This is a genomic window from Streptomyces caeruleatus (assembly GCF_001514235.1).
Taxonomy (GTDB): Bacteria; Actinomycetota; Actinomycetes; order Streptomycetales; family Streptomycetaceae; genus Streptomyces; species Streptomyces caeruleatus.
Genome location: NZ_KQ948925.1, coordinates 806,235 through 825,061, shown reverse-complemented (window position 1 = coordinate 825,061; position 18,827 = coordinate 806,235). Strand labels below are relative to the sequence as shown.

General features: G+C 72.8%; 14 protein-coding genes. 6 read left to right on the top strand and 8 right to left on the bottom strand.

Annotated elements, in window-relative coordinates; translation table 11 throughout:
• Window position 1 precedes the first annotated feature (1 nt).
• Both AQJ67_RS08460 and AQJ67_RS08455 read right to left on the bottom strand, forming a co-directional pair.
• Window positions 2-949, bottom strand: a complete 948-nt coding sequence (locus AQJ67_RS08460; RefSeq protein ID WP_062717414.1) for an MIP/aquaporin family protein — start codon at window positions 947-949, stop codon at window positions 2-4.
• Window positions 950-1,132: 183 nt separating this feature from the next.
• Window positions 1,133-2,218 carry a WD40/YVTN/BNR-like repeat-containing protein gene (locus tag AQJ67_RS08455; protein ID WP_062717413.1) on the bottom strand — a complete coding sequence of 362 codons (1,086 nt, stop codon included), beginning with the start codon at window positions 2,216-2,218 and terminating at the stop codon, window positions 1,133-1,135.
• A 274-nt stretch (window positions 2,219-2,492) separates the two neighbouring features.
• On the opposite strand from AQJ67_RS08455, the gene AQJ67_RS08450 reads away from it, so the two are divergent.
• The gene (locus AQJ67_RS08450; protein WP_062717412.1) at window positions 2,493-3,080 is read left to right on the top strand and encodes an Rv1733c family protein; all 588 of its coding nucleotides are present in this window, start codon (window positions 2,493-2,495) and stop codon (window positions 3,078-3,080) included.
• 39 nt (window positions 3,081-3,119) lie between these two features.
• On the opposite strand, the gene AQJ67_RS08445 is transcribed toward AQJ67_RS08450, so the two are convergent.
• Window positions 3,120-4,802, bottom strand: a complete 1,683-nt coding sequence (locus tag AQJ67_RS08445; protein ID WP_062717411.1) for a DNA alkylation response protein — start codon at window positions 4,800-4,802, stop codon at window positions 3,120-3,122.
• 74 nt (window positions 4,803-4,876) lie between these two features.
• Between AQJ67_RS08445 and AQJ67_RS08440 the strand changes: the two genes are divergently transcribed.
• A complete protein-coding gene (locus AQJ67_RS08440; protein ID WP_062717532.1) occupies window positions 4,877-5,632 on the top strand; it encodes a PaaX family transcriptional regulator C-terminal domain-containing protein in 756 nt (251 codons plus the stop codon).
• Between the two features lie 144 nt (window positions 5,633-5,776).
• On the opposite strand, the gene AQJ67_RS08435 is transcribed toward AQJ67_RS08440, so the two are convergent.
• Window positions 5,777-6,559 (bottom strand): pectate lyase, encoded by a 783-nt coding sequence (locus AQJ67_RS08435; protein ID WP_062717410.1) that lies wholly within the window; start codon window positions 6,557-6,559, stop codon window positions 5,777-5,779.
• Between the two features lie 34 nt (window positions 6,560-6,593).
• The gene (locus AQJ67_RS08430) at window positions 6,594-7,574 is read right to left on the bottom strand and encodes a pectate lyase family protein (RefSeq protein WP_062717409.1); all 981 of its coding nucleotides are present in this window, start codon (window positions 7,572-7,574) and stop codon (window positions 6,594-6,596) included.
• A gap of 355 nt (window positions 7,575-7,929) precedes the next feature.
• Here AQJ67_RS08430 and AQJ67_RS08425 point away from each other — a divergent pair, with 355 nt between their 5' ends.
• Together AQJ67_RS08425 and AQJ67_RS08420 are read left to right on the top strand one after the other, a co-directional pair.
• Entirely contained in the window at window positions 7,930-9,252 is a 1,323-nt protein-coding gene (locus AQJ67_RS08425) for an extracellular catalytic domain type 1 short-chain-length polyhydroxyalkanoate depolymerase (protein WP_062717531.1), read from the top strand.
• 113 nt (window positions 9,253-9,365) lie between these two features.
• Window positions 9,366-13,688: a cation-translocating P-type ATPase gene (locus AQJ67_RS08420; RefSeq protein WP_062717408.1), complete on the top strand. Its 4,323-nt coding sequence runs from the start codon at window positions 9,366-9,368 to the stop codon at window positions 13,686-13,688.
• Window positions 13,689-13,821: 133 nt separating this feature from the next.
• On the opposite strand, the gene AQJ67_RS08415 is transcribed toward AQJ67_RS08420, so the two are convergent.
• Entirely contained in the window at window positions 13,822-14,901 is a 1,080-nt protein-coding gene (locus AQJ67_RS08415) for an NADH:flavin oxidoreductase/NADH oxidase (protein WP_062717530.1), read from the bottom strand.
• 150 nt (window positions 14,902-15,051) lie between these two features.
• Between AQJ67_RS08415 and AQJ67_RS08410 the strand changes: the two genes are divergently transcribed.
• Window positions 15,052-15,405: an ArsR/SmtB family transcription factor gene (locus AQJ67_RS08410; protein WP_062717407.1), complete on the top strand. Its 354-nt coding sequence runs from the start codon at window positions 15,052-15,054 to the stop codon at window positions 15,403-15,405.
• Between the two features lie 24 nt (window positions 15,406-15,429).
• On the opposite strand, the gene AQJ67_RS08405 is transcribed toward AQJ67_RS08410, so the two are convergent.
• Window positions 15,430-16,773 (bottom strand): FAD-dependent oxidoreductase, encoded by a 1,344-nt coding sequence (locus AQJ67_RS08405; RefSeq protein ID WP_062717406.1) that lies wholly within the window; start codon window positions 16,771-16,773, stop codon window positions 15,430-15,432.
• A gap of 256 nt (window positions 16,774-17,029) precedes the next feature.
• On the opposite strand from AQJ67_RS08405, the gene AQJ67_RS08400 reads away from it, so the two are divergent.
• Window positions 17,030-17,539: a DUF6214 family protein gene (locus AQJ67_RS08400; RefSeq protein ID WP_062717405.1), complete on the top strand. Its 510-nt coding sequence runs from the start codon at window positions 17,030-17,032 to the stop codon at window positions 17,537-17,539.
• On the opposite strand, the gene AQJ67_RS08395 is transcribed toward AQJ67_RS08400, so the two are convergent.
• A complete protein-coding gene (locus AQJ67_RS08395; RefSeq protein ID WP_244190388.1) occupies window positions 17,474-18,721 on the bottom strand; it encodes an MATE family efflux transporter in 1,248 nt (415 codons plus the stop codon). The genes AQJ67_RS08400 and AQJ67_RS08395 overlap by 66 nt on opposite strands.
• Window positions 18,722-18,827: the final 106 nt, after the last annotated feature.

Here is an 18,827-nt window from a genome sequence, read left to right as displayed (position 1 = left end):
GCTACTCCTCGTCCGACGTGGTGGGGCGCGTCCGGCCGGGCTCCGGCTCCAGCTCGCCCTGCTCCGCGCGGGCGTGCAGCACGTCACCGATGAACAGGTCGTACACCAGCACCCCGATCACACCGCCCACGAGCGGCCCGACGATCGGAATCCACCAGTAGCCGCTGAACGCCCCCGACAGGCTGCCCGGAAACGCCAGGTCCTTCCATCCCGCCATCCAGGTGAACAGACGCGGACCGAAATCGCGGGCCGGATTGATGGCGTACCCCGCGTTCGCCCCGAAGGACATGCCGATGGCCGCCACCACGAAGCCGATCACCAGCGGACCCAGGTTCGCCTTCACGGCCGTGTTACGCAGGTCGATGATCGCCACGACCAGCATGACCAGGAACGCGGTGCCGACGACCTGGTCGAGCAGCGGCCCCCAGATCCCGCCGTGGAAGTACGGCGCCGGGAAGGTGGCGAAGATCGAGAAGGTGGCCAGGGTGTGTCCACCTGTCTTGGGCCCCTCGACGGCGTCGTCGAAGGTGTTGATGGCGTCGTGGTACACCCCGTAGACCAGCGCTGCCCCGGCCAGGGCGCCCAGCACCTGCGACAGCCAGTACGGGGCGACCTTGGCCCAGGGGAACTTGCGGCGCACGGCGAAGGCCAGCGTCACCGCCGGGTTCAGGTGCGCTCCGCTGACCCCGCCGGCCACGTAGATGCCGAAGACCACGGCCATGGCCCAGCCCCAGGTGATCAGCAGCCAGTCACCGGCGCCGAGGAAGAACGTGGTGGGTCCCTCGGTGCGCCCGGAGCCGGGCAGCGCCGCCACCGCCATCGCCACCACACCGGTGCCGAACGCGATGAGGACGAACGTCCCCAGGAACTCCGACATGCACTCGCCGGGCAGCCCCGCGCGACTGCGGAACCGTGAGGGCTTCACCAGAGGTTTGATCTCCACTGCCATGTGACCTCCCAGGGCTTGCTGCGATCACGTCCGAGCGCAGTAGTCACGTCGTAACTCGGCGCGTGAGCCGCGGCAACCGCAGAACCTCCGATCCCGACCCCTTCCAGCGCGCCCTGGAGACCCGCGCGGACGCGTCGCCGACCGGCTACACGCTCGGCGACACGTCCCACAGAGCCCGACGCCTCACCCGACCACGGCCGCTCTGACGCACAGCACGTCCGGCAGGTGCGAGGTCAGTTGCCGCCAGCTGTCGCCGTCGTCGGCCGAAGCGAACACCTCGCCGTTGCGGTTGCCGAAGTACACGCCCGCCGGGTCGGCGTCGTCCGCGCACATCGCGTCGCGCAGCACCGTGCCGTAGTGGTTCTCCTGCGGCAGCCCCGCCGACAGCGGCTCCCAGCTCCTGCCCGCGTCCGCCGTACGGAAGACGCGGCAGCGGTGGTCGGCCGGTACGCGGTCCGAGTCGGCGTTGATCGGGAAGACGTACGCCGTCTCGCCGCGGTGGGGATGCGCCACCGCGGCGAAGCCGAACGTGGAGGGCAGTCCCTCGCCGATGTCCGTCCAGTGCGCGCCCGCGTCGTCGCTGCGGTACACGCCCCAGTGGTTCTGGAGATAGAGGCGGTCCGCCGTCGTCGCGTCCTGGGCGATCTTGTGCACGCACTGGCCGAACTCGGGGTTCGGATCCGGCAGGAACACCGCGGAGACACCGGAGTTGGACGGCGCCCAGTTCGCACCGCCGTCGGCCGTCCGGAACACCCCGGCGGTCGAGACGGCGACCGTCACGGCCCGCGGGTCGCGCTTGTCGGTGAGCACGGTGTGCAGGCCCTCACCGCCGCCACCCGGCACCCACTTCGACCGGGTCGGGTGCTCCCACAGCGGGCGGACCAGGTCGAACGTCTCACCACGGTCCTCGGAGCGGTACAGCGCGGCCGGTTCCGTGCCCGCGTACACCACGTCCGGCTCCGCGGCCGCCGGGTGCAACTGCCACACCCGCTCCAGGGAAGCGTCCGTGTCCTTCGGGAACTTCACGGCCGGCCGGGCCGGTTCGGTCCAGGTGCGGCCCAGGTCGTCGGAGTGGAACACCGACGGGCCCCAGTGCGCGCTGTCGCCGCCGGCCAGCAGCCGGGGACGCTCGCCCCGGGTGTCGATGGCGACCGAGTACACGGCCTGGGCGTTGAAGTAGGGGCTCTCGTCGAACTCCCAGGTGCCACCTCGCCTCCGCCCGATGAACAGGCCCTTGCGGGTCCCCACAGCGAGCAGTACCTCGGTCATGCCGACCACCTCCGCGACGTCTTTGTCTCAGGTACCGGCCAGTCTGCACCTCGCCACTGACAGTCACCCCTGGAAACGCCTGCGCCGCAGGTCAGAGCGGCGAGGACAGCTCCCGGCCGCCCGCTGCGGGCCGCCTGCGCGTGGACGCCGGCGGGGGTGAGTGACCCGTGCCACGGCCGTTCCCGGCGGATGCCGTGAGCATCCGCCCGCCGTCTCCCGTATGGGAGGGCGGTGGGTCCGGCTTGTTCGTGCGCGCATGAGGAGGAAGCCTGCGATGGCGTTCCGTGGTCCGAAGGTGTGGCTGTGGCGGTGGCGGCGCAATCCGCTCAAGCGCCGGGCCGACTCGGTGGAGGCCTGGGTGCTGCTCGCCGCCTGGGCGGTCACCGTCCTCGCCGGAGTGCTCGCCGGTCTGACGACCGCCCGCACCGTGGAGCAGGGCATGGCCCGCGAGCGCGTCGAGTGGCGGCCCGTGGTGGCCCTGCTCACGGAGCAGGCTCCCGGCACGGCCGACTCGCGCGCCCGCGTGTCGAGCGGCGAGCAGGTGTGGGCGAAGGTCCGCTGGAGCGCCCGCGACGGCTCCCCGCACACCGGTCAGGCCCGGGTCCGCCCCGGCAGCGGCGTCGGCACCCCGGTCACCGTCTGGACGGACCCGCGGGGCCGCATGGTGACCCAGCCCGCCACGCCCTCCGAGGCGCACACCCGCGCCACCCTGGTCGGCGGCCTCGCGGGCGTCTGCGCCGCGTGCGTCCCCTTCGTCGCGGGCCGAGCCCTCCGCAGCCGCCTGGAGACCCGACGTATCGACCGATGGGGCTACGAGTGGGCACGGTTCGGGCCGTTGTGGGGCGGGCGGACGACGGGGTGACGGCGGGAACACCGGGGCGGGTGGAGGGGACCCAGGGCGTCAGTGGGCTGCCATGGCGCCCGGCAACGCCCGCCCCAGAATCCCGTCCAGGTCTGCCGCGTCCGGCAGTGTCCCGAACGCGTGCCCCCAGTCGCCGCTCAGCCGGCTGGCGCAGAAGGCGTCGGCAATCGCCGCGGGGGCGTGCCGGACCAGGAGGGAGCCCTGGAGGGTCAGGGCCATCAGTTCGACCAGACGGCGGGCGCCGGCCTCGGAACCGGTCGCGAGCAGGCCCTTCAGGCGGGTGACGGCCGTGTCCAGCCGGGCGTCCGCACCCTGCGCCAGCGCGAGTTCGGCGAAGAGCGCCTCCGCGGTGCCCGGTTCCCGGCTCAACGCCCGTAGTACGTCGAGGGCGTTGACGTTCCCCGAGCCCTCCCAGATGGACAGCAGGGGAGCCTCGCGGTAGTGGCGGGGCATGCCCGACTCCTCGACGTAGCCGTTGCCGCCGAGGCACTCCAGGGCCTCCGCGGTGAAGGCGGGCCCCCGCTTGGTGACCCAGTACTTGCCGACGGCGGTGGCGATGCGGCGGAACGCCGTCTCGGTTCCGTCCGCGTCGGCGCCGCGCACCGCACGGTCCGCCGCCCCGGCCAGCCGCAGCGTGAGCGTCGTCGCCGCCTCGGACTCCAGCGCCAGGTCGGCCAGGACGTTGCGCATCAGGGGCTGGTCGATCAGCCGGGCACCGAACGCGCTGCGGTGACGTACATGGTGTCCCGCCTCGACGAGCGTCTTGCGCATCAGGGTCGCCGACGACATCACACAGTCCAGCCGGGTGCAGTTGACCATCTCGATGATCGTCTTGACGCCCCGCCCCTCGGGTCCCACCAGCCACGCGACGGTCCCGTCGAACTCGGGCTCGGAGGACGCGTTGGAACGGTTGCCCAGCTTGTCCTTCAGACGCTGGATGCGGAACGTGTTGCGGCTGCCGTCGGGCAGGACGCGCGGCACGAGGAAGCAGGACAGACCGCCGGGAGCCTGGGCCAGCACCAGGAAGACGTCGCACATCGGCGCCGAGGTGAACCACTTGTGTCCGCGCAGCGTGTACACGCCGGGCTCGGCGGTCGGCGTCGCCATGGTGGTGTTGGTACGGACGTCGGAGCCGCCCTGCTTCTCGGTCATCCCCATGCCCGCGAGCAGACCCCGCTTCTCGGTCGGCACGCGCAGCTCCGGGTCGTACTCCCGGCTGGTCAGCAGCGGCTCGTACACCTTCGCGAGCTCGGGCTGCCGACGCAGCACGGGAACGGCGGCGTACGTCATCGACGTCGGACAGCCGTGCCCGGCCTCGGCGTGCCCCCACACCAGCCCGCCCGCGGTCCGGGCGACATGTGCCCCGGGCCGCTCGTCCGCCCACGGTGCCCCCGCGAGCCCCTCGGCGACCGCGACCCTCATCAGGTGATGCCAGCTCGGGTGGAACTCGACCTCGTCGACGCGATGGCCGTACCGGTCGTGCGTCCGCAGCTCGGGCTCGTGCCGGTTGGCCAGGTCACCCCATTCCTGCGCCTCGACGCTCCCGGCCCGCAGCCCGAGCCGCCGGATGCCCTCCTCGGCCCACCCCGCCCCCTCGCGACGCAGCCCTTCGAACAGGGCCGTGTCCTCGGACGCGTCGTACGGGGCCAGCGGAGGGGGCTGGTTGGTGACGTCGTGGGTGGCGTACTGCCCGGACTGCTCCTGCGCGAGTATCGAGACCATGCCGCCAGTGTTGCATCATGGCTGCGATTGCATCAATCCTGTAATACGTCACGATGCCCCGTACAGTCGTGACCATGCCGAACAACGCGTCACCGCAGGCAGACGACGTGGAACTGCGCCCGCTGCCCGCGCGCTCGGTCGTCCTGAGCCTGCTGCTGGGGCTGCATCCGCCCGAGTTGCCGGTCAAGGAGCTGGTCGGCGCCGTGGAGCCGTTCGGTATCGCGGGATCCACGCTGCGGGCGGCGCTCAGCCGGATGGTGGCGGCCGGGGACCTGCGGCGCGCGGACACCGTCTACGGGCTCAGCGAGCGGTTGCTGGAGCGGCAGCGCCGCCAGGACCACGCCGTCCATCCCGAGACCCTCCCCTGGGACGGCGACTGGGAGATGGTCGTCGTCACGGCCACGGGGCGCGGCCCGGCCGAACGCGCCGAACTGCGCACCGAGTTGACCCGGCTGCGGCTCGCCGAACTCCGCGAGGGCGTCTGGCTGCGGCCCGCCAACCTGCGCCGCGTCCTGCCGGACCACCTCGATGACGTGGCGCAGCGGTACACGGCCCGCCCCGACCGCCCGGCGCGTGAACTGGCCGCGAGCCTGTGGCCGTTGGACGCGTGGGCCGGCACGGGGCACGCCCTGCTGGCCCATGTCGCCGCCGCGCGCACACCGTCCGATCGTTTCACCGGCTTCGCGGCCGTCGTGCGACACCTGCTCGCCGACGCGGTGCTGCCCCCCGAACTCCTTCCCGCCCACTGGCCGGGCGAGCGACTGCGTGCCGCGTACGCGGACTACCGGCGGGAGCTGTCGCGGGACGTACGCGCGCGTGAGGGCCGTTGACCGAACGGCGACGCACGCGCGCGTGCCCGACAGGCAGCCCTGCCCTGCCCCGGCCCGGGCATGGCACGGCGGCCGTCCGGAGCGTCGTGCGGGGACGCTCCGGACGGCCGCCTTCACCGTGGGGGGACTACCTGCGGGCGGGGACTACCGGTAGGTGATGTCCGACGTGGAGTACAGGCAGTTCGTGCTGTCCGGACCCGTACCCACGGCCGTGGTGTTGTTGTACTTCTGGCACGGCACCACCTTGCGGCCGGCGTCGTTGAGGATCGTGATGCCGCGCAGTGTCGCCACGTCGTTGCGGTTGACGTTGATGCCGACGAGACGCGCGGTCGACCCCGTGCCGGTCACCTCGATGTTGCTGAGGTTGACCTTGCGCGTGTACTGCGTCGAGCAGTCGCCGCACGAGCGGTACAGGGTCTTGAACTCGCTGACCGCGAAGTTGGAGATGTTCAGCGTGCCGGGCCCGTTGTGCTGGAAGACCTTGTCCGCCGCCTTCTTCGCACCGCCGCCGGTCACCGTGTAGGTGGAGCCGCCCCGGAACGTGGCCGCGTCCTCGCCGACGTCCTCCCACCATACGTTCTGCAGCGTGCAGTTGCCCTCGCAGTGGATGCCGTCGGCGCCGGGCGCGCCGATGATGACGTTCTTCAGGGTCGCGCCGGCCGCGAGCTTGAAGATCGGGTCCTGGCCCTCCTCCTGGCCGTCGCCGGCCAGGTCGCCGCTGCCGTAGTAGCGGACCATGCCGCCGTCCCGGACACCGGAGACGTTGATCGTGGAGCTCACCGGCTGGCTGCTGCTGGGCGTCGGCCAGGTGGCGGCGCTCGCCGGCGGGGCCCCGACTGTCGTGATCATGACAGACGAGAGGCCGAGTGCGGTCAGGGCGCCGGTCAGTGCGCGCCGGCGGGAGCGGGGCTTTGCTGGTGAAGTCATGTCCCGGATGCCTTCCTCCAGTTGGGGGGGGTGGTCAGATCTTTCCGGCGCCCGCGCCGGACGTCACCGAGGCGACGACGGTGGACGCGGACTCCGCGGTGTAGCTGTAGGGCGGCGAGGTGAAGGTGCCGACCTGGGAGATCTCGGTCGCGGCCCCGCCGAGATCGTTGCCGCGCAGATTGGCGTGGCCGTCCACGTCGCTGCTGCGGTTCGTGGTGACGGCGATCTTGGTGTCGCGGAAGACGTTGTTCTCCACGAGCATCTGGGCGCCCATGCGCGAGTGGCAGGCGGTGTCCGCGCCGGCCACGTAGTTGTTGTAGAAGTGCCCGGTGCCGAAGCGCAGGCTGGGAATGCGCGAGTAGACGTTGCTGAACTGGTTGTGGTGGTACGTCACCTTCAGATGGCCGGTGTCCTCGCTCGCGTTGTTGTCGCTGTGACCGACGAGCGAGCCCTTGAAGTGGTCCTTGAAGGTGTTCCAGGACACCGTGACGTTGTCCGAGCCGTGATTGATGTCCAGCAGGCCGTCGTAGTAGTCCTTGTCGTGGTCGCGGTCGGCCGAGAAGGAGTTGTGGTCGATCCACACCTTCGTCGACGCCTGCACCGTGATGCCGTCGGCCGGCGCCACCGGCTTGCTGATGTTCAGGTTGCGGACGACGACGTTGGTGACGTTCTTCAGCCGCAGCCCGCCTCCGGTGAACCCGGACGACGAACCCACGCCCAGCACCGTGGTGTTGGAGCCGACGTCGACCTGACCGCTCAGCGAGATCAGGCCGTTGACCCGGACGACCTTGGCGGAGTTGCCGGTCACCGCCGACTTGAAGGCGGACAGCGTCGAGACGGTGACCGCCGAGGAACTGCCGCCGCCGGTCGTCCCGGCGCCGAATCCGATCGGCGAGGTCTCGGCCGCGCCGGCGGACTGCGGCAGGACCAGGACGGCCGCGGTGGCGAGGGCGGCCGCGGCGGCCGTCACCGACGCGGTTCTTTGCGGCCGTGCACGTGGGGGGAGAGTGCGCATGCGGGTGCGTCCCTTCAGAAGGACCAATCGATCGTGTACATGAACGAAGTGCGTCATGTTGAACGCTGCGAGCGGGCAGGGTGGCCTTGTGGGGGGTTCGATGGTGCGGCTCGGTCACCCTGCTGAACGGAACGTAGGGGGCAAGCGCTTTCTGGTCAACGCTTTGCGCAGAAGAATTCCGTCAGTCCTGTAAGGGGTAAGGGCTCTCTGTCGACCCTCTTCCCACTTGGCGTGGGAGCGCTTCCATGGCGGGCGTGTCCATGTCACGATGCCCTTCGGATGGTTCGGATGCTTTCTCCGCGAGACGAACAGCCCACCGCTGACCCGTGTCGACAGCGCCAGAAGGGACACACACGTGCCCACCCCCACCGGCACCACCCCGAGAAGACCGCTCCAGTCACTCGTCGCCACCCTCGCAGCGCTCCTGCCGCTGCTGGCGGCCCTGCTCGTCACCGCCCCCACGGCCGCCGCCCGCGCCGAGGCCGCCGACGTCGTCCCCACCGCGACCCTCACCGAGGTCACCGACTTCGGCGCCAACCCCAGCAACCTGCGGATGTACGTGTACGTGCCGGACAACGTCACCGCCGACCCGGCCGTCCTGGTGGCCGTGCACTGGTGCACCGGCTCCGGCCCGGACATGTACAACGGCACCGAGTACGACACGCTCGCCGACCAGTACGGCTTCATCGTGCTCTACCCGTCCGTCACCCGCAGCAGCAAGTGCTTCGACGTCTCCTCGCCGCAGGCGCTCAAGCGGGGCGGCGGCAGCGATCCGGTCGGCATCAAGTCCATGATCGACTGGGTCACCCGCACCTACGACGCCGACGAGAGCCGCGTCTTCGCCACCGGCATCTCCTCCGGCGCGATGATGACCAACGTCCTGCTCGGCGACTACCCCGACGTGTTCGCCGCCGGCGCCGCCTTCTCCGGCGTCCCCTTCGGCTGCTTCGCCACCACCGACGGCTCCGAGTGGAACAGCGCCTGCGCGAACGGCACCGTGACCCACACCCCGCAGGAGTGGGGCGACCAGGTCCGCGGCGCCTACCCGGGCTACACCGGCCCCCGCCCCCGCATGCAGCTGTGGCACGGCACCGAGGACGACGTCCTGCGCTACCCCAACTTCGGGGAGATGATCAAGCAGTGGACGAACGTCCAGGGCGTCAGTCAGACCCCGGCCGCCACGGACACGCCCCAGTCCGGCTGGACCCGCACCCGCTACGGCGGCACCGGTGACCGCGCGCCCGTCGAGGCGATCAGCCTCCAAGGCGTCGGCCACAACCTGTACGGCTACGGCATGGCGGCCCGCGTCCTCACCTTCTTCGGCCTCGACAGCGGCGGCCCCGCACCCCAGCCCCAGCCCGGCGCCTGCAAGGTGACCGCCACCACGAATGCCTGGAGCACGGGTCTGACCGCCTCCCTGACCCTCACCAACACGAGCACGACAGCGATCAACGGCTGGCAGCTCGGCTTCACCCTGCCCGCCGGCCAGACGATCACCAACGGCTGGGGAGCCACGTACACCCCGGCGTCCGGCGCCGTGACGGCGACCAACGCCGCCTACAACGCGGCCCTCGCGCCGGGCGCCAGTGTCAGCGTCGGCTACCAGGCGAACCACACCGGGAACAGCGCGGCGCCCGGCGCCTTCACGCTGGGCGGGACGGCCTGCACGGTCGGTTGACCTTCCCGGACCTCGCGGCACGACCGGGTTCCCGCACGCGGATGACATGCCGTTTTGCGGGAACCCGGGCTCCACCGAAGGGCGACGTCGAACGAGGTGGAGCGAGGCGAGCGATGGTTCTGGGACTGCTCTCACGTCCGACAGCCGCCGCGGCCGGACTGGTCGTGGCCGGACCCCGTCTGCTCCTCAGAGGAGCCGCCCCCGCGGTGGGAGCCGCCGCGGGGGCGGTGGCCGGGACGGCGCGGGCGGGAGTACGGGGCGCCGACACCGCGGCACGTGTCGTACGCGTCGCCCGCGACACCTGGCCCGGCCGACCGCACCCCTGGCGGTCCGGCACCCGGACCCACCTCGCGTTGCGGCCCGAGGAACCGGAGCGGGTACGGCGGGAGGGCGGGACCGAGCGGGCCGCGCGCAAGGTCGCCGCGGCGCTGGCGGAGCGGCCCGACGTGGCCCTCGCGTACTGGGACGGCGGACTGCGCCGGCTGGTGGTGACCGCCGTCGAGGAGTCGGCCGGCGACCGGGTGCTGGAGAAGGCGAGCGAGCTCGCGGCCCGGCACGGGCTGGCCCGCACGGACGAGGAGGTCGAGGACATCCCCCACCCGGCCAACCGGGCCGGCATACGGGACGCCGCCGTGACGCTCGCCGCCGACGGGCTCGGCATCGCGGCCGCCTTCCTCGGCTACGGCCTGCGGCTGCCGACCTCGCCCCGCTCGGTGACGGCCCTGGTGACCCTGCTGCGGGAGAACCCCCGCTTCCGCGGCTGGCTGCGGGCGCGGGTCGGCCGCTCCCGCATGGACATGCTGCTGGCCATGGCGAACGCGGCCGCCCACGGTGCCGGACGGACCCCGACCGCCCTGGTGCTCGACGGCGCGCTGCGCTCGCTCCAGCTCGCGGAGACGGTCGCACGCGCGGCGGCGTTCGACATGGTCCACGACGACGTCTGCGCGCCCGAGCGAGGAAGCGTCGCCGGAGACCGGCACCCGCGCCCGACGCTGCGCACCTCCCCGGCCCAGGCATACGCCGCGCACGCCGAGACCGGCAGCATCGTCGGCGCGGTCGCCACGCTGCTCGTCAAGCACGACGGCACCGAGGCGGCGGAGGCCGTGCTCGCCGGCTCTCCCAAGGCCGCCCGCTACGGTCCGGCCGCCTTCCACGCCGTGCTGAGTTCCGCGCTGTCGCGCGCGGGCGTCCTGGTGCGCGACACCGAGCGGCTGCGGCAGCTGGAGATGGCCGACACGGTCGTGCTGCATCCGAGCGCGCTGCGGATCCCGGGTGCCGACGCGGACCCGTGGGCGGAGACGGTGCTGGACGCGGCGCGGCGCGCGGGCCTGCGGGTCGTCATGGTGGACGACCCCGCCCTGGCCGACTTCACGAATCTCGCCGACCAAGTGGTGCGCGACGAAAGGTCGTTGAGCGACGTCGTGAACGCGTTGCGCGCCGAGAACGACGGCGTCGTCGTCACCGTCGCCCGGCCGGGGGAGGACGACGAGGACATCCTCGCCGGACTGCTCGCCGGTGATGTGGCCGTCGCCCTCACCGACCGGGACGGTGCCGTGGTCTGGGGCGCGGACGTGCTGGCCCTGCACGGACTGGCCGATGTGTGGCGGCTGTTGCGGGCGGTCCCGGCCGCGCGCAAGGTCGGGCGCAGGTCACAGGTCCTGGCCCGGTCCGGTGCCGCCCTGTCCGGACTCCTGGTCGCCATCGGCAAGTCCCGGCGCGGCCGCCCCACGCCGTGGCCCGGGCTGCGGCACACACCGGTCGACGCGGGCGCGACCTGGGCCCTGTTCACCGGCACCCGAGCCGCCCTCGGCGTCGCCATGGCCCGCGCACCGCACCCCCGGCCCCGCGTGGCCTGGCACGAACTGGAGCACACCGAGGTCCGCGAACGACTGGAACACGAACCGGGCCCGGAACAGACCCTGCCCGAGCAGGCGACGGGCCGCGCGCGCACGGCACTTCAGGCGATGGGCCGGCACCGTGTGTTCGCCCCGCTGGCCGCGCCGCTGCAACTCGCCCGCGCCGTGCGCGGCGAACTCGACGACCCGCTCACCCCGGTGCTCGCCGTGGGCTCGGCCGCCGAGGCGATCCTCGGCTCCGTCGTCGACGCCCTGCTGGTCGTCGGCGCGCTCGACCTGAACGCGCTGGTCGGCGGCATCCAGCGGATGCGGGCCGAGCGGGCGCTCTCCGGACTGCTGGCGAAGCAGACGCAGAAGGCACGCGTCACGGCCGAGGAGCCCGAGGCCCGCCCGCGTCTCGTGGACGCCGCCAAGCTCAGCCCCGGCGACCTGATCGAGCTCCGGGCGGACGACGTGGTGCCCGCCGACGCCCGTCTGGTGTGGGAGGACGGCCTGGAGGTCGACGAGTCCGCGCTGACGGGGGAGTCCTTGGCGGCCGACAAGGGAGTCGACCCGACGCCGGACGCCGCCGTGCCGGACCGCAGCTGCATGGTGTTCGAGGGCACGACCGTGGTGGCAGGCGAGGCCCGGGCCGTCGTCGTCGACACCGGTGAGCGCACGGAGGCCGCACGGGCCGTGGCCCTCGCCGCCCGGACGCCCCCGTCCGCCGGAGTCCAGGCCAGGCTCCGCGAGCTCACCGACAAGGCGCTGCCGTGGACCCTCGCGGGCGGTGCCGGAGTCACCGCGCTGTCGCTGCTGCGCGGCACTCCGGTCCGCCGGGCGGTCAGCGGCGGCGTCGCGGTGGCCGTCGCCGCCGTCCCCGAAGGGCTGCCGCTGGTGGCGACCGTGGCCCAACTGGCCGCCGCCCGCAGGCTGAGCCGCCGCGGAGTCCTCGTCCGGGCCCCACGCACCCTCGAAGCGCTCGGCCGGATGGACACCGTCTGCTTCGACAAGACCGGCACGCTCACCGAGAACCGGCTCCGCCTGGTCCGCGTCACGGACGCCGACGGCACCGTCCGCAAGCCGGACGCGGACGACCCCACGCTGCGCACCGCGGCACGCGCCTGCCCCCAGCTGAACGGCGGCTCGGACCGGCCCGTGCACGCCACCGACGAGGCCGTCCTGGACGCGGCCGGACCCGACCCCGAGTGGTCCCAGACCGAGGGCCTGCCCTTCGAGGCCGGCCGTGGCTACGCCGCCGCGGTCGGCGAGGCGCAGGACGGCACCGCCGTACTCGTGGTGAAGGGCGCCCCCGAGACGGTGCTGCCCGCCTGCGCCGACCTGCCCTCCTCGGCGTCCGAGGCCGCGCACGACCTGGCCGCCGACGGACTGCGCGTCCTCGCGGTGGCCCGGCGCCGGCTCGACGCCGCGGACGACGCGGCGGCCGTCCTCGAACAGCCGCTGGGCGAGCTGGAGTTCACGGGCCTGCTGGCGCTCGCCGACGTACCCCGTGACACCTCGACCGCGCTCGTCGAGGGCCTGCGCAAGGCGGGCGTACGGCCCGTCATGCTGACCGGCGACCATCCGCAGACCGCTCGCGCCATCGCCGCGGAACTGGGCTGGCCCGAGGACACCGGCGTCGTCACCGGCGACGAACTGGCCTCCGCGGGCCGGGAGGAACGCGCCCGCATGCTGCGCGATATGGGCGTGGTGGCCCGGGTGGCGCCCGAGCAGAAACTCCAGGTCGTCGAGGCGCTGCGGGACGCTGGGCGAGTGGTCGGCATGGTCGGCGACGGAGCCAACGACGCGGCGGCCATCCGCGCCGCCGACATCGGCGTCGGCATCAGTGCCCGTGGCTCGGCCGCCGCCCGCAACGCCGCCGACCTCGTCCTCACCGACGGCGACCTGACGGTCCTCATCGAGGCGGTCGCCGAGGGCCGGGCCCTGTGGCACAGCGTCGCCGACGCCATCGCCATCCTGATCGGCGGCAACGCCGGCGAGGTGGGCTTCGGCCTCCTCGGCACCCTGCTGTCCGGCGCGGCGCCCCTGTCCACCCGTCAGATGCTGCTGGTGAACCTGTTCACGGACCTGTTCCCGGCGATGGCGGTGGCGGTGACGCCGAAGGAACCGGAAGGGACGGAGGGAACGGACAGGACCGAGGCGGAATCCACGGCGGCCGGCCCCGAAGGCACCGAACCCCTGGGCACCTCACTCCTCGGCACCCCCCTCACCAGCAAGATCCGGCACCGTGCCCTGACGACCACGCTGGGCGCCACGTCCGCCTGGCTGATCGGCCGCTTCACCCCGGGCACCGCCCGCCGCTCCACCACCATGGCCCTGTGCGCCGTGGTCGGCACCCAGCTCGCCCAGACCCTGGCCGACCGCCGGGGCAGCCCCCTGGTCCGTGTCACCGCCCTCGGCTCCGCGGCCGTGCTCTTCGTCCTGGTCGAGACCCCCGGCCTCAGCAACCTCTTCGGCTGCACCCCACTGGGCCCCCTGGCCTGGACGGGCGTCGCGGCGTCGATCGCGCTGGCGGTGGCGGGCCAGCGTGCCCTGCCGTATCTGGAGCGGGCCGTCATGCAGCGTGTGTCGCCGGGATGAGCTCGACGCGGGCGACCGTGCCGACCCAAGGGGCGCGGGGCTGTATCGATGTGCGGCTTCGCCGCGTGGGCGCGACCAGCCACGACCTGCCTGTATCCGCACAACGAGACAAGCCACCCCGACGAGTAGGCGATCAAACAGACCGGTGGTACTGGTCCGGCACGTGCACGTCCCCGCCGAGCTCCCGTGCCGCGTGCCGCGCCCACGAAGGGCTGCGCAGCAACTCCCGCCCGAGCAGCACCGCGTCCGCCTCGCCGTTGGCGATGATCTTCTCGGCCTGTTCGACGTCGGTGATCAGCCCCACCGCGGCGACCGGCAACGAGGTCTCGGCCTTCACCCGTGCCGCGAACGGCACCTGGTAGCCCGGTCCGACGGGGATCCGGGCGCCCGCGGCGTTGCCGCCGGTGGAGACGTCCAGCAGGTCGATGCCGTGGGCCTGGAGGTCGGCCGCGAAGCGGACCGTGTCGTCCGCCGTCCAGCCGGCCTCCTCCAGCCAGTCCGTCGCCGAGATCCGGAAGAACAGCGGCTTGTCGTCCGGCCACACCTCCCGTACGGCGTCCACGACCTGGAGGGCGAAACGGGTGCGGTTCTCGTACGAGCCGCCGTATGCGTCGGTGCGGTGGTTGGAGTACGGGGACAGGAACTCGTTGATCAGATAGCCGTGGGCGCCGTGGATCTCGGCGATCTCGAAGCCCGCGGCGAGGGCACGCCGCGCGGCGTCCGCGAACTGCCCCACGATCTGCTGGATCTCGGCGACCGTCAGCTCACCCGGCACCGGGTGCCCGTCGGCGAACGGCACCGGGCTGGGCGCCACCGGCTGCCACCCGTGCGCGTCCGCGCCCACCGGCGCACCGCCCCGCCAGGGCTGGTCGGTCGACGCCTTGCGGCCGGCGTGGGCCAGCTGGATCGCCGGCACGGTGCCCTGCGACACCAGGAAGCGCGTGATCCGGCGGAACGCCTCGACCTGTGTGTCGTACCAGATGCCCAGGTCGTACGGCGAGATGCGGCCCTCGGGGCTGACCCCGGTCGCCTCGACGATGATCAGCCCCGTGCCGCCGGCCGCGCGGGCCGCGTAGTGCGCGAAGTGCCAGTCGTCGGGGACGCCCGCGTCGGGGCCGTCGGGCGCGGCCGAGTACTGGCACATCGGGGGCATCCACACCCGGTTCGGGATCGTCACATCGCGCAGGGTGTAGGTCTCGAAGAGCGCACTCACGGCGGACTCCATTCGTCACGGGGACCAGCGGTCGACTCGTACGATAGGCATCGTAGTACGGGAAGTGTCAAACTACGAGAGGTCTCGTACAATAAGGGAACCCGAGCAGGGGGACTCCCGAGTGAGGGAACCCGACGAAGTGGAGCCGCCGTGACCAGCCCCGCTGTCAGCAGCCGTGACCTCCCGCATCCGACGCGCGAGGAGATCCGGCTGGAAGGCGTGCTGCACGCGCTGTCCGACCCGATGCGGATGCGGATCGTGCGGGAGCTCGCCGCCGTCGGCGACGAGCTCTCCTGTTCCCACTTCGACCTGCCCGTGACCAAGTCCACCACCACGCACCACTTCCGGGTGCTGCGCGAGAGCGGTGTCCTTCAACAGGTCTACCGGGGTACGGCCAAGATGAACGGCTTGCGCAAGGACGACCTGGACGGCCTCTTCCCGGGACTTCTCGACTGCCTCCTCGACGCCGCCGGCCGCCAGGCCGCCCGCCTCGACGGCGCCTGAACCGCGGTACCGCCCCGCGATCCCTTACGGGGTGCTCTGGTGCGCGGCATCCATGAGCGACTGCCAGTCCGGCAGCTTGACCACCCCGCGCCCGAGTGACGCCCCCAGCTCCGCCTCCGCCCGCTCGATGGCACACCAGCCCGTCCACTCAACGGGCTCGACGCCCTCGCCGCGCAGGGCCGCGAGGGGGTCTTCGGGCCGGTCCTCGCGTACGAGTACGGAGGCGTCGGCCAGCAGCGCCGTCACCGTCTCCTTGGCGTCCGAACGGTTCGTGCCGATGACACCTGTCGGGCCCCGCTTGATCCAGCCGGCCACGTACTCGCCCGGCGCGATGTGGCCCTCGCGCAGGACGCGCCCGGCGAGGTGCGGCACCGTGCCGCTCGCGGGGTCGAACGGCAGTCCCTCCAGCGGCACTCCGCGATAGCCCACCGAACGCAGCACCAGCTGGGCCGCGACGTCCTCGTACCGGCCCGTCCCCGTCACACCGCCCTGTCCGTCGGGCACCGTCCGCTCGAAGCGCACCGCGCCCACGCGCCCGTCCTCCGCGAGGAGTTCGACGGGGCGCAGGAAGAAGCGCAGCCGGATGTGGTGGCCGGCGTCGTGCGGCGGGGTCTCGGCCCAGCCGCGCAGGACCTCCACGTTGCGGCGCTGCGGGGCGGGCAGTCCGGAGGGGTCGGCGTAGGCCGGATCCAGCGCCAGCTCCTCCCCGTCCACGGTCACGTCGGTGTCGGGCAGGGTGCCCAGCTCCCGTAGCTCCTTGGTGGTGAAACGTGCCTGCGACGGGCCGCGCCGCCCGACCATGCTGACGTCGCCGACCCGGCTCGCGGCGAGCGCGGTGAGGGCGGCCTGCGGCATGTCGGTGGACGTCAGCTCGGCCGGGCCCCGCGCCAGCATGCGCGTGACGTCCACGGCGACGTTGCCGACGCCGATGACGACCGCCGACCGCGCTCCGCGCACGAACCCGTCGTCCACGGCGTCCGGATGGGCGCTGTACCAGGACACGAACTCGGTCGCCGACCAGCTGCCCGGCAGGTCCTCGCCGGGAATCCCGAGGTGCCGGTCGGTGGCGGCGCCCACGCAGTACACGACGGCGTGGTACAGCTCCCGCAGCCGGTCGGCCGGGACCCCGCCCGGCCCGATCTCGACACCGCCGAGGAACCGCACCCGCTCGTGTTCGAGGACGGCCCGCAGGTTGTTCTGGAGGGACTTGATCTTCTCGTGGTCCGGTGCCACCCCGTAGCGCACCAGGCCGTACGGGCACGGCAGCCGGTCCAGGACGTCGACGAGCACGTCGGGGTCCTGCTGCACCAGGCTCTGGGCGGTGTAGCACCCGCCCGGTCCGGAGCCGACGACGGCGACACGCAGCACGGCGGAACTCCTCGTCCGGGGACCGTCAGGGACCTTCGGGGATCTCGGGGGATCTTGAGGATCTCGGGGGATCTTGAGGATCTTCGGGAGTCGCTCCCGAGTCCAGCATCGCACCGCCGCCGCTCCGCTGACAGGGTGCTGTGCGTCGTACGGGACGCGTGTTCGTTCGTATGGAGTGTGATCATGCGGTTACGTTGCGTGTGTGCTGGAAGCATCCTTTCTTAATCTTTCCGATCGCCTTGCGACGGATGGTGCCGTGTCCGTGTGGCCCGCGTGGGAAGTGCGGGACGGCACCGGGGCCACGGCGTGGTTCGGGCTCCGACTGGAGTTCGGCGACGGCGCCCATGTCGACGCGGTCGCCGTGGTGTCCGAGGGGTGCGTCTCCATCGAGGACGTACGGGCCGAGCCGGCGCTCTCCCTGGACGACCTGGCGGCGCTCGCCGACTGGATCGAGGAGCCGCTCTCGGAGGCCTGCGGCATCGGGGCCGCACCGGAGGAGGATCCCGGACCGGACGGCACCGACGCGGACGCCCCCGAACCGGACGGTGAGAACGCCGACGGGCCGTGCCTGGCCGGGTCGGGCTGGCCGCGCGGCATCGAGGGGCAGTGGCTGGTGGCGCAGAAGTACCGAGCGGCCCAGGAGCAGGGCGCCGACCCCGTTCTCGCCGTCATGACGGCCACGGGGTTCGGCCGCCGCAAGTCACTCCGGCTGATCGGCCAGGCCCGTGACGCCGGTTTCCTGACGAGGCGTCGGGCCCGCCACTGACCCGGCGGGCGCGCTCGCGCCGACACCCGCGCTGTGGCGGTGGAACGAGGCCCACTTGGTCACCGCCTGGAGCAGGTTCGCGCAGGCCAGCGCCGCCCACAGGGCGGTGAGCCCGCCCACCTCGGCCACCGGGACGGCGACCGCCGCGAGGGCCCCGAACCACACGGCGGTGGACACGAGGCTCGGCACGGTCCGTCTGAGCCCGATCAGCGCGAAGCCGGCGACCGCCTGGAGGGCGTCGGTGACCACCACCAGTAGCACCAGGGGCAGTTGGCGCACCACCTGGGGGAGCAGCGCGTCGTCCGAGGTGAACAGCGGTACGACCGAGTGCCGGCCGAGCAGCAGGACGGCGCCGAGCACGCCGATCGCGCTCAGCGTCACACCGACGCCCGCCCACAGGCTCCGCCGCAGGCCCGCGACATCGCCCTCGTTCGCGGCGCCGGCCGTCAGCGGGATCATGGCCTGGCCGACCGCCACCGCCACGGTGAACAGCACGTTCACCAGCGACTCGGACACGCCGTGGACGGCCGCGCCGTCCGTGCCGATCCGGGCGGCGGCGAACGTCAGCACACCCAGGACCGCGAACTTGATCAGCACCGTCCCCGCCAGCGGGATCCCCACCGCGGCCAGCCGCAGCATCCGGCGCGGATCGGGCCGTCCGGGGTGCAGCGGACGGCCGGCCAGGACGGTACGGCGGCGCAGGGTGCGCTGGTTGGCCCACGCGCCCACCAGGGCGGCGGCGAGCATGGCGAGGCCCGCCCCGGTCAGGCCGTACCCGGGAAGGGGGCCGGGCGCGCCGACCAGCAGGACCGACAGCGTGACCGACGTGGCGGTGCTCAGCAGGCCGGCGCGCATCACCTGGGCGCTGTGGCCGAGGGCCACCAGGACGGAAGTCGCCGACTGGCCGATGGCGACGAGCAGCACGCACCCCGCCAACAGCCAAGGGAATGCGCCCAGTTGGGTGAGTACGGCGACGGGCACGCCCGCCGCGCCGCCGATCAGCGGCACCGAGGCGACGGCCGCCGCGCACAGCCCGCCCACGGCCAACGCCAGCCACATCGCGTTCCGGACGATCGGCAGCAGCGCGTCCGGCTCGTCCTTGCAGGGCACGACGAACGGCATGACGCCGCGCAGCGCGCCCGCGACGGTCGCGGTGGCCGGGGCGAACACGGCGACGGCCACCGCGAAGGCTGCGAGGGAGACGGTCGCGTGCCGTCCGAGCAGGGCCGTGTCGACGAGCGCGCCCGCCGAGGCGGCCAGGGTGCTGAGGTAGAGCGGCAGCGCCGCC